General features: G+C 75.9%; 8 protein-coding genes and 1 pseudogene. 6 read left to right on the top strand and 3 right to left on the bottom strand.

The annotated features are described in order from the left end of the window. The 4 genes from ACFW1I_RS14515 to ACFW1I_RS14500 all read left to right on the top strand — a co-directional run. Positions 1-2,862, top strand: a 2,862-nt coding sequence (locus ACFW1I_RS14515; RefSeq protein ID WP_384669722.1) for an amino acid adenylation domain-containing protein, incomplete at its 5' end; no start/stop codon positions are given. Between the two features lie 49 nt (positions 2,863-2,911). Next, positions 2,912-3,286, top strand: a complete 375-nt coding sequence (locus tag ACFW1I_RS14510; RefSeq protein ID WP_384669721.1) for a nuclear transport factor 2 family protein — start codon at positions 2,912-2,914, stop codon at positions 3,284-3,286. Between the two features lie 52 nt (positions 3,287-3,338). After that, the gene (locus tag ACFW1I_RS14505) at positions 3,339-4,418 is read left to right on the top strand and encodes a branched-chain amino acid aminotransferase (protein WP_384669720.1); all 1,080 of its coding nucleotides are present in this window, start codon (positions 3,339-3,341) and stop codon (positions 4,416-4,418) included. 235 nt (positions 4,419-4,653) lie between these two features. Beyond that, the gene (locus ACFW1I_RS14500) at positions 4,654-5,325 is read left to right on the top strand and encodes a CPBP family intramembrane glutamic endopeptidase (protein ID WP_384669718.1); all 672 of its coding nucleotides are present in this window, start codon (positions 4,654-4,656) and stop codon (positions 5,323-5,325) included. 23 nt (positions 5,326-5,348) lie between these two features. Here ACFW1I_RS14500 and ACFW1I_RS14495 read toward each other — a convergent pair whose 3' ends face one another. The 3 genes from ACFW1I_RS14495 to ACFW1I_RS14485 all read right to left on the bottom strand — a co-directional run bounded on the left by ACFW1I_RS14495 (position 5,349) and on the right by ACFW1I_RS14485 (position 9,340). Further along, complete coding sequence (locus ACFW1I_RS14495) at positions 5,349-7,082, bottom strand: alpha/beta hydrolase (RefSeq protein ID WP_384669716.1); 1,734 nt, start codon at positions 7,080-7,082, stop codon at positions 5,349-5,351. Positions 7,083-7,160: 78 nt separating this feature from the next. Further along, positions 7,161-8,744, bottom strand: coding sequence for a glycerol-3-phosphate dehydrogenase/oxidase (locus ACFW1I_RS14490; RefSeq protein ID WP_384669715.1), 1,584 nt, complete (start codon positions 8,742-8,744; stop codon positions 7,161-7,163). Further along, positions 8,741-9,340 carry a TetR/AcrR family transcriptional regulator gene (locus tag ACFW1I_RS14485; protein WP_384669713.1) on the bottom strand — a complete coding sequence of 200 codons (600 nt, stop codon included), beginning with the start codon at positions 9,338-9,340 and terminating at the stop codon, positions 8,741-8,743. Before ACFW1I_RS14485 ends, ACFW1I_RS14490 begins: the two co-directional genes overlap by 4 nt. Positions 9,341-9,414: 74 nt before the next feature. On the opposite strand from ACFW1I_RS14485, the pseudogene ACFW1I_RS14480 reads away from it, so the two are divergent. Together ACFW1I_RS14480 and ACFW1I_RS14475 are read left to right on the top strand one after the other, a co-directional pair. Next, a pseudogene (locus ACFW1I_RS14480) lies at positions 9,415-11,060 on the top strand (FAD-binding oxidoreductase). A 31-nt stretch (positions 11,061-11,091) separates the two neighbouring features. Beyond that, positions 11,092-11,973 (top strand): diacylglycerol kinase family protein, encoded by an 882-nt coding sequence (locus ACFW1I_RS14475; protein WP_384669711.1) that lies wholly within the window; start codon positions 11,092-11,094, stop codon positions 11,971-11,973. The last annotated feature ends 193 nt before the right edge of the window (positions 11,974-12,166 follow it).

Here is a 12,166-nt window from a genome sequence, read left to right as displayed (position 1 = left end):
CGGTACGACTCCGAGGGGCGGCCCGCCGGCATCGACTGGACGCTCGGCTACGCCTCCGACCTCTTCGACCACGCCACCGTGGAGCTGCTGGCCCGGCGCCTGTCCGTCCTCCTCACCGCCCTCGCCGGCGACCCCGACCGGGCCCTCGGCTCCGTGGACCTCCTCACCGACGAGGAGCACGACCGGATCCGGCACCACTGGAACGACACCGCCACCCCCGTCGAGGCCACCACCCTGCCCCGGCTCTTCGCCGACCAGGCCCGCCGGACCCCCGACGCCACTGCCGTCCTCTTCGAGGACCAGCGGATCACCTACGCCGCGCTCGACGCCCGCGCCGACCACCTCGCCCGGCACCTCGTCGCACACGGCGCCGGCCCCGAACGCGTCGTCGCCGTCGCCCTGCCCCGCTCGGTGGAACTCCTCGTCGCCCTGTACGCCGTGCACAAGGCCGGCGCGGCCTATCTGCCCGTCGACCCCGACTACCCGCGCGACCGCGTCGCCCACATGCTCGACGACGCCGCACCCGTCCTCGTCCTCACCCCCGACCTCACCGCCCGGCTCGAAGCCGCCCCCGCACCGGCTGCCGTCCACGCGCTCCCCGAGGCCCGGCCCGACCACCCGGCCTACGTCATCTACACCTCCGGCTCCACCGGCCGCCCCAAGGGCGTCGTCGTCACCCACGCCGCCATCGTGAACCGGCTGGCCTGGATGCAGCACGCGTACGGCCTCGAACCCGGCGAGCGGGTGCTCCAGAAGACCCCGTCCAGCTTCGACGTCTCCGTCTGGGAGTTCTTCTGGCCGCTCCTCACCGGCGCCACCCTCGTCGTCGCCCGGCCCGAGGGCCACAAGGACCCCGACCACCTCGCCGGCCTGATCCGGCGGCACTCCGTCACCACCGTCCACTTCGTACCGTCGATGCTGGAGGCGTTCCTCGCCGCCACCGACGTCACCGCCTGCCGCTCCCTGCGGCGCGTCGTCTGCAGCGGCGAGGCGCTGCCCACCGCCCTCGCCGAACGCTTCGCCGCCGCGAGCACGGCGGAGCTGCACAACCTCTACGGGCCGACCGAGGCGGCCGTCGACGTCACCAGCCACCGCTTCGACCCCGCCGACGCGGCCACCGGATCCCCGGCCGCAGCCGTCGGCGTCCCCATCGGGCGACCCGTGTGGAACACCGGCGTGCACGTCCTGGACGCCGCGCTGCGCCCGGTGCCGCCCGGCGTGACCGGCGAGCTGTACCTCTCCGGCGTCCAGCTCGCCCGCGGCTACCTCGGCCGCCCCGGCCTCACCGCCGAACGCTTCACCGCCGCCCCCTTCGGTCCGCCCGGCGGCCGGATGTACCGCACCGGCGACCTCGCCCGCCGACGCGCCGACGGCGCCGTGGAGTTCCTCGGCCGCGCCGACGACCAGGTGAAGCTCCGCGGCTTCCGCATCGAACTCGGCGAGATCACCGCGGAGCTGACCCGCCACGCCGACGTCCGCCAGGCGGCCGTCGTGGTCCGCGAGGACCGGCCCGGCGACCGGCGTCTCGTCGCCTACGTCGTCGGCGCCGGGAACGGGACGGCGACGACGGACGACGCGGACGGCACCGGCGAACTGCGCGACCACCTCGCCCGGGCCCTGCCCGCCCACATGGTCCCGAGCGTCTTCGTCCGGATCGACGCGCTGCCCCTGAGCCCCAGCGGCAAGCTCGACCGCCGTCGGCTGCCCCGGCCCGCCCTCGCGGACACCGCCGGCGCACGAGGCCCCCGGGACGCCCGCGAGGAGACGCTGTGCGGGCTGTTCGCCGAGGTGCTCGGCGTCGAGACCGTCGGCATCGACGACGGCTTCTTCGACCTCGGCGGCCACTCCCTGCTCGCCACCCGCCTGGTCACCGGCATCCGCCGCGCCTTCGGCGCCGACCTCGGCATCCAGGCCCTCTTCGAGGCCCCCACCGTCGCCGGCCTCGCCGCCCGCCTCGACGGCGCCGCCCCGGCGGCACGGGCCGACACCTCCCTCGCCTCCCCGCTGCCGCTGCGCCCGCGCGGCACCACCGCCCAGGCCGCGCCCCTGTTCTGCGTCCACCCCGCGGCGGGGATCAGCTGGGTGTACGCGGGCCTGCTCCGGCACCTCGGCCCCGACCGGCCGGTGTACGGGCTCCAGGCCCGCGGCCTCACCCCGCCGGACCTGCCGGCGGCCGGGCTCGACGCGATGGTCAAGGACTACCTCGCCCAGCTCCGCTCGGTGCAGCCCGAAGGCCCGTACCACCTGCTCGGCTGGTCCTTCGGCGGGCTCGTCGCCCACGCGCTCGCCACCCGGCTGCGCGCCGAGGGCCAGCAGGTCGCCCTCCTCGCGATCATGGACGGCTACCCGCACCGCCCCGCCGACGGCACCGGGACCGGCAGCCGCACCGGCGCGCCCACCGCACCCGGCGGCACCCCGCCCGCGCCCCCGTCCTGGCGGCCCGGCGGCCCGCCGCCCGCCGACTGCCCGACCACGCTCGCCGCCCTGCTGGCCTCCCTGGGCCTCCCGGTCCCCGACGAGCCCCTGACCTTCACCCGCTTCGAGCAGGCCGTCCGCACGGACGGCGGACCGCTCGTCCACTTCTCCGCCGCCGAACTCGCCGCGCTCGCCGAGGTGTTCTCCACCAACGTCCGGCTGCGGCACGACTTCGTCCCCGAACGCTTCGACGGCGACCTGCTGTTCTTCGCCGCCACCGAAGGCCGCACCGGCCACCGGCCGGACCCGCGGGACTGGCAGCCGTACGTCGCCGGGCGGCTCGACGTCCACGACGTGCCCTGCACCCACGGCGCCATGACCCGGCCCGATCCGCTCGCCCGCATCGCCGGCGTCCTCGCCGACCGGCTCACCCCGCCGGCGCGCTGAACCACCGACCCACCCGTCCCCACCCGATCCTCCACACCCAGGAGACCCCATGCGGACCGACACCACCCCGTCCTCCACCGAGGCCCAGGTGCGCCACTACTACGACCTCGTCGACGCCGGCGACGTCCCCGGCCTGGTCGGCCTGTTCACCCCCGACGCCGTCTACCACCGGCCCGGCTACCCGCCGTTCGACGGCCACGAGGGCCTCACCCGCTTCTACGGCGGCACCCGGGTCATCCGCACCGGCCGCCACACCCTCACCACGATCGTCGCCGACGGCTCCGACATCGCCGTCCACGGCGAGTTCCACGGCGAGCTCCACGACGGCACCGAGGTCGGACTGCGCTTCGCCGACTTCTTCCGGATCGCCGCCGACGGCCGGTTCCACCGCCGCGACACCTTCTTCTTCGCCCCGCTCGTCTGACCGGCGCGCACCCCACCACCCCACCACCCCCGTCGACCCGTAAGGACCCGCCATGACGCTCACGTTCGACCACGACTCCGCCGCCGCGTCCGCGCCCCAGCCCGTCCGCGCCCCCGGCCACGGCGACGCCTTCACCGACCACATGTACACGCTCTCCTGGAACCCCACCGACGGCTGGCACAAGCCCGAGCTCGGCCGGCTCCGCCCGCTCACCCTGCACCCGGGGACGATCGGCCTGCACTACGCCCAGGTCATCTTCGAGGGGCTGAAGGCCCACCGCCAGGCCGACGGCGGCGTGGCCGTCTTCCGGCCGTGGGACCACGCCCGCCGCTTCCAGCGCTCCGCCCGCCGGCTGGCCATGCCCGAGCTGCCCGAGGACGTGTTCGTCGACTCCATCGAGCAGGTGCTGCGGGCCGACCAGGGCCTGCTCTCCGACGACCCGAGCCACAGCATCTACCTGCGGCCGATGATGTTCGGCGCGGACGCCAACCTGATGCTCCGCCCGTCCCACACCTACGAGTACCTGATGATGGCGTTCGTCGCGGGCGGCTTCTTCGGCAAGGCCATGGAGACCGTCTCCGTGTGGATCAGCCACGAGCACAGCCGCGCCATCCCGGGCGGCACCGGCAACGTCAAGTGCGCCGGAAACTACTCCGGTTCGTTCGTCGCGCAGCTCCAGGCCCAGGAGGCCGGCTGCCAGCAGGTCGTCTGGCTCGACCCGCTGGAGCGCACCTGGATCGAGGAGATGGGCGGCATGAACATGTTCTTCGTGCGCGGCTCGGGACCCGGTGCCGAGATCGTCACCCCGGCCCTCAGCGGTTCGCTGCTCCCCGGCGTCACCCGCGACACGCTGCTCGGCATCGCCGAGAGCATGGGCTACGTCCCCCGGGAGGAGAAGATCTCGCTGGAGCAGTGGCGGCGGGAGTGCGCGAAGGGCCGCATCACCGAGGTGTTCGCCTCCGGCACCGCGGCCGTCGTCACCCCCGTCGGCCACGTCAAGGACCGGGACGGCGACTGGACGATCGGCGACGGCGAGCCCGGCCCCGTGACGCTCGCCCTGCGCGAGGCCCTGGTGGACCTCCACCACGGCACCGCCCCCGACCCGAAGGGCTGGCTCCACCGCATCTCCTGACGCCCCGCGGCCCTCGCCCCCCGCCGTCCGGTGCCGCCGGGCGCGGGGGGAGGGCGACGGGTAGCGTGGTGGGGAGGGAGGGACGAGAGACGACCCGCCGGTACGCCGGAGGACGGACTTCCCCGTGACTCCCCGCCGGCCGGACGCCGCCACACCGCGCCCGGCCCCCCACGACGGCTCCGCGCCCCACGGGCTGCGGAGCCGGTGGGGTGGGCCCCTCGGCACCCGGTGGGCCGTGGCCCTCGTGTTCGCCGTCCTCGCCGCCGCCAATCTGCTCCTCCACCACTGGGACGGACTGCTCCGGCTGGTGACGGCCGTCGCCGTCACCGTCCTGCTCCTCGGGGTGCTGCGCCGGGCGGGCGGCACCCTGGCGGACGCCGGCCTGGCGGCCGGGACCCGGGCGCGCGGCGCCCGGTGGGCGCTGGTCCTGATGGCGCTGGTGGGTGCCGGCTACGCCGTCGCCGCGCTGGTCCCGGCGACCCGCTCCCTCTTCGAGGACCGGCGGTACGCGGGGATGACCGGCGCCGAGCTGGCGGTGCGCGTCCTCGTGGTGGTCCCGGTCGGCACCGTCCTGGTGGAGGAGGTCGCCTTCCGCGGCGTGCTGTACGGGCTGGTGCGGCGGGCCCGCGGGACGGTCTGGGCGACGGCCGTGTCGAGCCTCCTCTTCGGCCTGTGGCACGTCCTGCCGTCGCTGCACCTCGCCACCGCGAAACCGGCGCTGACGGGCGTCTTCGGGGACTCCGCGGCCGGCTCCGTCGTCGCGGTCGCGGCCGCCGTGCTCTTCACCGCGGCGGGCGGCGTCGTCCTCTGCGAACTGCGGCGCCGCAGCGGCAGCCTGCTGGCGCCCATGGGGTTCCACTGGGCGCTCAACGCGTTCGGGTACGTCGTCGGCTTCGCGCTGCGCTGACCGGGCGCCCCGCGCGGGCGACGTCACTCCTCCGGCGGCCGGATGACCTCGCGGAGCCGTTCCAGGTCCTGCGGGGTGAAGTCCGCCGGCCGCATGACCGCGTTCCAGGCGTCGACGTACGCGGCCTTGTAGGTGTGACCGTGACCGTCCGGGACGCCCGTGGAGAACGGCAGGTCGGCGGTGACCTGCCAGAAGGTCACGAACGGGATCCAGACCATCTCCTCCAGCACGTCGTCGCCGGGCGCCTCGCCGATCCAGTCGGGCTGCGTCAGCGCCAGCTCGGGGCTCCACCAGACGATGGGGTCGGACGGGTGCATCAGGTACAGCACCCGCGTCCCGTCCCAGGGCCGGTCGGTGGGGGTGATGCCGGTGGTCGGGTCGTCGGTGAACCGGACGGTCCGGCCGTCCTTGTAGACGGGCTCGATCTCGGGGCTGCCCGGCTCCCGGTGGTCGCTGAACTCGCGGAAGAGGGTGTTGAAGTTCGGCGGGCCGGCGAAGACCGTGCCGGCCGTGCGGTTGCGCAGGTCGTACTCGCCGCTGAAGGCGGTCTCCCCGCCGAAGGAGCCGAGGCTCTCGCCGGCGACGAAGAGCCGCGGACGCTCGTCCTGCGGCAGCTTGGACCAGACGTCGTAGACCGCGTCGAAGAGCTCCCGGCCGGCCTCCCGGGCCTTGGACTGGTCCACGAGGTAGGAGAGCCAGGACGGCAGGTACGAGTACTGCATGGCGACGGTCGCCGCGTCGCCGTCGCCGAGGTACTCGAAGGAGTCCACGGCGGCGGGGTCGACCCAGCCGCTGCCGGTGGTGGTCATCACGAGCAGGTTCGCGCGCGCGAAGCCGCCGGCCCGTTCGAGGTCCGCGACGGCCCGCTCCGCGCGGGTCTCCGTGTCGTCGGAGGTCGCGAGCCCGGCGTAGGCGCGGACGGGCTCCCGCGCGGGGCGGTGGGTGAACGCGCCGATGTCCCCGGCCGTCGGACCGCTGCCGGTGAAGGCCCGTCCCTGGTAGCCCAGCGTGTCCCAGGGCACCAGGGAGCCGGGCCCGCCGGAGCGCAGCGCGGACGTGGGCCGCACGACGCCCTCGGGGGTCCTGGTGTCCCGGAGGGAGAACGCCTCGTTGGCCGCGCCGACGAACCCGGAGAGCAGCACTCCGCTGACGACGGACCAGGCCAGGCCCGCCACGACGAGCCAGCCGACCACCCGCGCCGCCCGGGGGCCGATCCAGCGGCGCAGCAGGCGGGCGAGCCACCGGTAGATCCGGCGCAGGCCCCGGCCGGCCAGGAGCAGCAGGAGGAAGACGGCCGCGGCGACGAAGGGGCAGGCGAGGGTGGCGGGCAGGCTGTAGTCCGTGACGTCCATGAGGTCGCGGATCTCGTACTGCCAGTACTGGCCGAAGCCGAACGCGAGCCCGAACAGCACGATCGCGGCGACGCCCAGGCCCTGCCACGACCGGGTCGACGCGGGACGCGCCTCCCGGTCGGCGAAGGCCCGCCACACATACGCCCCGACCACGCCGAGCCCGTACCCGATGGCCGCGCTGATGCCGCAGATCAGCCCCTGGAGGAGGCCGCCGCGGGGGAGCAGCGACGGCGTGAAGGAGAGGCAGGCGAGCAGCAGCGCGCCCCAGCAGCCCGGGAGCGTGAGGCGGAGCGTCCGGCGGCGCTTCCCGGATCCCTCGTCCGGTCCGGCGTCCCCGGCGCCCGTCTCCGCCGGCTCGGGTGCCGGGGGGCCGTCCGGGGCGGAATCGTGCGGGTCGGGAGTCATGGCTGTCCTCCGACGCCCATGGTCCCAAGGGGTGGTGTGGGGTGCCACCCGGGCCCGCCGCGCCCGCCCCGCGTCGGCTCAGCGCAGCTGGGAGGCGTCCGCCAGGGCGGCGCGGGCCGCCTCCTCGGCGACGGCGCGGTCCTCGGGGACCAGGCCGACGCGGGTGCGGCGGTCGAGGACGTCGGCGACGTCGAGGGCGCCCTCGTGGCGGACGGCCCACACCAGCTCGGCGCCGGTGACGGGGTGGCCGGGCACCACGGGCTCGGCGAGCGCCGGGTCCCGGAGGCCGAGGGCGTGGACGGTCGGGGCCTCGGAGCCGTACCGGTGCACGAGGCGCGGCGGGACGTCCAGCCCGGCGAGGACCCGCGGGGCGGCGGCGCCGACGAGCGGGACGGACGCGGTGCGGCACGGGCCGGCGTCCAGGCCGCGGGCGGCCACGGCGGCGTCGACGGCGTCCTGGGCCATCCGGCGGTAGGTGGTCAGCTTGCCGCCGACGACGGTGACGACGCCGTCGGGGGAGGTGAGGACCGCGTGCCGGCGCGAGATGTCGGCGGTGCGGCCGGCCGCGTCCCGGGTGTCCAGCAGCGGCCGCAGGCCGGCGAAGGCGCCGACGACGTCGGACCGCCGGACGGTGACGTCCAGGGCGGAGCCGAGCACGTCGAGGAGGAAGCCGATGTCGGTCTCGGGGACCTCCGGCACGTCGGGGACCTCGCCGTCGAGGGGCTCGTCGGTGAGGCCCACGTAGACCCGTCCGTCGCCCTGGGGGAGGACCAGCACGAAGCGGTTGGTCTCGCCGGGGATCGGGATGTGCAGGCCGGCGGAGAGCCGCCCCAGGTCCTCGGCGCGCAGCACCAGGTGGGTGCCGCGCGAGGGCCGCAGCCGGACGTCGTCGACGAGGCCGCCCGCCCACACCCCGGTGGCGTTGACGACGGTGCGCGCGCGGACGCGCAGCGTCTCGCCGGTGGTCTCGTCGCGGAGCACCGCCCCGTCGCCGTGGAGTTCGAGGGCGCGGGTGCGGGTGAGGATCCGGGCGCCGTGGGCGGCGGCGGTGCGCGCGATCGCGGTCACGAGGCGGGCGTCGTCGGAGAGCCGGCCGTCCCAGGAGAGCAGTCCGCCGCGCAGGCCGGTGGGCCGCAGGGCCGGGGCGAGGTGGCGGGTCTCGACGGCGGAGAGGGTACGCGGCCGGGGCAGCGTGCCGCGCGAGGTGCGGGCCCCGACCCGCAGCAGGTCGCCCGCGAGGAACCCGGCCTGGGCGAGGGCCGCCTGGGCGCGCCCGACCAGCGGGGTGAGGGGCAGCACGAAGGGCTGGGCGCGGACCAGGTGGGGGGCGGTGCGCTCCATGAGGACGCCGCGCTCGACGGCGCTCTCGTGGGCGACGTCGAGCTGGCCGGAGGCGAGGTAGCGCAGCCCGCCGTGGATCAGCTTGGAGCTCCAGCGGGAGGTGCCGAACGCGAGGTCGTGGGCGTCGACCGCGACGACGCTCAGCCCCCGGGTCGCCGCGTCGAGCGCGGCTCCGGCTCCGGTGGCGCCGAGCCCGACGACGAGGACGTCGACGGTGCGGTCGCCGGCGGCGGTGGTGTCGGCGAGTCGTTCCAGTTCGCGCCGGCGGCGCTCGGCGTTCAGCGAGGAGCCGGGCAGGGCGGTGCCGCTCGTGGGGTTCACGGGGTGAGGGTCCTCTCCAGCAGGGTGCGCAGCTCGTCGAGGAAGGCGGCTTCGCTGAGTTCGGGATCGGTCTCGTCGGTCATGGTGCGCAGCGAGAGCGTGAAGGACTGGACGACCAGCAGCAGGGAGCGGGCCTGCAGGTCCGCGCGGACCCGTCGCACGGACCCGTCCTCGTGACCGTCCTCCAGCGCGCTGTGGAGGAGGCCGAGGAGGGCGTCCTGGCTGGCGCCCCGCCGGTCGAGGACGTACGGCAGCAGCAGCTCCGGGTCCACGTCGAGGATCTTGTGGAAGAGCGGGTGCGCCCGGAACGCGGCGGTGCCCGCGACGAGCCCCTCGACGATCCGCTCCCGCTCCGGCCGGTCGTCGTCGGACGGGGGCATCGCCCCGGCGGCGACGCCGATCCACTCACGGGTCATCAGGTCGCCGACCAGGCTGCGCACATCGGGCCAGCGCCGGTAGAGCGTCATCCGGGACACCCCCGCGCGCCGGGCGACGTCGGTGAGGGTGGTGCGGCGTACGCCGACGGCGAGCACGCAGTCGCGTGCGGCGTCGAGCACGGGATCTGCGTCTGCATGGTTGTGACGAATGGGCGTCATCTGTCACAGTGTAATGCCAGTGCGGGCCGAGCGGCAGAGCCGTCCGTGAAACAGACCGTGAGGAACCTCTCGAAGTGGACATGTTGTGGAGCGGCTGGGGCGACCCGGCCAAGGCGGCACCCCTGCCCGACGCGGTCACCGGCCTCCTGCGCGACCTGCTCGGCGTCACCCCCCGCGGGGGGGGGGGGGGGCGCCCCCCCCCCCGGCCCCCCCCCCCCCCCCCGCGGGGGCCCCCCCCCCCCCCCCCGACGCGATCGAACCGCCCGCCCCGGCCCTCACCGACGAGGCCCGCGCCGCGCTGCGCACGGCCGTCGCCGCCCCGGACGGCGTCCGGGACGACGCCGAGAGCCGGATCCGGCACACCCGCGGCAAGTCCACCCCCGACCTGCTGCGCATCCGCGCCGGCGAGGTCGAGGACGTGCCCGCCGCCGTCGTCCTCCCGGCCGGCCACGACGAGGTCCTCGCCGTGCTGAGCGCCTGCGCCGAACACGGCCTCGCCGCCGTGCCCTTCGGCGGCGGCACCTCCGTCGTCGGCGGCCTCGCGCCCACCACCGAGCGCCCCTTCGTCGCGCTCGACCTGCGCCGCATGGACCAGCTGCTCGCCGTCGACGAGGTCTCCCGCACCGCCACCCTCCAGCCCGGCCTGCGCGGCCCCCGCTGCGAGGAACTGCTCAACGCCCGGGGCTGGACCCTCGGCCACTTCCCGCAGTCCTTCGAATGGGCCTCCGTCGGCGGCTTCGCCGCGGCCCGCTCCAGCGGCCAGGCGTCCGCGGGCTACGGCCGCTTCGACGAGATGGTCGTCGGCCTCACCGTCGCCACCCCCGAAGGCACCCTGGAGACGGGGCGGGCCCCCCGCTCGGCCGCCGGACCCGACCTCCGCCAGCTGATCCTCGGCTCCGAGGGCGCGCTCGGCGTGATCACCGCCGTCACCGTCCGCGTCCGCCCCCTGCCGGCCCGGCGGATCTACGAGGGCTGGCGCTTCGCCTCCTTCGAGGCGGGCACCGCGGCGCTGCGCCGCCTCGCCCAGGACGGCCCCCGCCCCACCGTGCTGCGGCTCTCCGACGAGTCGGAGACCTTCGTCGGCCTCGCGCAGCCGGACGCCATCGGCAGCGCCGAACTCCCGCCGAACCCGGGCTGCATGGCGATCGTCGGCTACGAGGGCACCGAGGAGGAGACCGCCGTCCGCCGCGCCGCCGCCCGCGAGGTCCTGCTGGCCTGCGACGGCGAGTACCTCGGCGAGGAGCCCGGCGACCGCTGGGAGCACGGCCGCTACAACGCCCCCTACCTCCGCGACTCCCTCCTCGACGCCGGCGCCTTCGCCGAGACCCTGGAGACCGCCGCCTTCTGGTCCGCGATCCCCGGCCTCTACACCGCCGTGCGCGACGCCCTCACCACCACCCTCACCGAGGCCGGCACCCCGCCCCTCGTCATGTGCCACATCTCGCACACCTACGAGAACGGCGCCTCCCTCTACTTCACCGTCGTCTCCGCGCAGGGCGAGGACCCGGTCGCCCACTGGGAGCCGGCCAAGCGGGCGGCCAACGACGCCATCCTGGCGGCCGGCGGCACCATCAGCCATCATCACGGCGTCGGCACCGACCACCGCGACTGGTACGCCCGGGAGATCGGCCCGCTCGGCATCCGCGTGCTCCAGGCCGTCAAGGCCGAGATCGACCCGTCCGGCGTGCTCAACCCCGGAGTCCTCGTCCCCGTCCGCTGACCACCTCTCCCGCCGCCCGGAGGACTGATCCATGCGCCACTTCACCGCCGTCGTCAACCCCACCGCAGGGGGTTCCAGCGGCACGGCCGGCCTGCTCCCGCTGGCCCGGCTGCTCCGGGAGGCGGGCGCCGGACTCGACACCGTCTACAGCCGCAGCCTGGAGCACGCCCGCGAACTCGCCCTGCGGGCCGGGGAGCGCGGGCACGTCGTCCTCGCCGTCGGCGGCGACGGCATGGCCGGCGGCATCGGCGGCGCGCTCAGCGGCACCGACACGGTGCTCGGGCTGGTGCCGGCGGGCCGGGGCAACGACTTCGCCCGCGCCCTGGAACTGCCCACCGACGCGCCGGGGCTCGCCGCCGTCCTGCTCGGCGGCGAGCCGCGTGCCGTCGACACCATCGAGGTCGAGTCCGCGACCCACGCCAGGACCTGCGTCCTCGGCAGCGTGTACGCGGGCGTCGACGCGGTCGCCAACCGCCACGCCAACGCCTCGCGGATCCTGCGGGGCGCGGCCTCGTACTACGCCGGCGGTCTGCGGGCGGTGCTCGCCTGGAAGCCCGCCGACTACCGGATCACCGTCGACGGCGTCCGCCACGAGCGCACCGGCTACACGGTGGTCGCGGCCAACTCCGGCTTCTACGGCTTCGGCCGGAACATCGCGCCCGGGGCCCGGCTCGACGACGGACTGCTCGACGTCGTCGTGATCCGCGAGGCGCCGAAGCGGCTCTTCTTCGCCATGATGAACGAGCTGAAGACCGGCGCGCACCTGAACCGCCCCCAGGTCGAGATCCTGCGCGGCAAGGAGATACGGGTCGAGGCCGACCGACCCCTGCCGTACGGCGCGGACGGCGAGGTCGACGCCACCCTCCCGGTCACCCTCCGGGTCCGCCCCGGCGCGCTCAAGGTCCTGGCCTGACCCGGAGCCCCGCCGTCGAGGCGCCCCGGCCCGCACCGCGCGGGCCGGGGGCGTACCCCCGGCTACGCGCCGCCGGACTCCGGCCCGGCCCGGAAGGCGATCGCGCCGGACGGGCAGACGCCGGCCGCCATCCGCGCCGCCGCGCGGTCGGCGGCGGGGGGGGGGGGCGGCCGCGGCCGCGCCCCCCCCTGGC

The sequence above is a fragment of the Streptomyces sp. NPDC058955 genome, from assembly GCF_042741435.1.
Lineage (GTDB): Bacteria > Actinomycetota > Actinomycetes > Streptomycetales > Streptomycetaceae > Streptomyces.
This window is presented reverse-complemented; position numbering and strand designations above follow the sequence as displayed.

Coding starts and splice junctions, on each gene's coding strand:
- ACFW1I_RS14505 (WP_384669720.1), top strand. CDS start 3,339: ATGACGCTCACGTTCGACCACGACTCCGCCGCCGCGTCCGCGCCCCAG.
- ACFW1I_RS14510 (WP_384669721.1), top strand. CDS start 2,912: ATGCGGACCGACACCACCCCGTCCTCCACCGAGGCCCAGGTGCGCCAC.
- ACFW1I_RS14475 (WP_384669711.1), top strand. CDS start 11,092: ATGCGCCACTTCACCGCCGTCGTCAACCCCACCGCAGGGGGTTCCAGC.
- ACFW1I_RS14485 (WP_384669713.1), bottom strand. CDS start 9,340: ATGACGCCCATTCGTCACAACCATGCAGACGCAGATCCCGTGCTCGAC.
- ACFW1I_RS14495 (WP_384669716.1), bottom strand. CDS start 7,082: ATGACTCCCGACCCGCACGATTCCGCCCCGGACGGCCCCCCGGCACCC.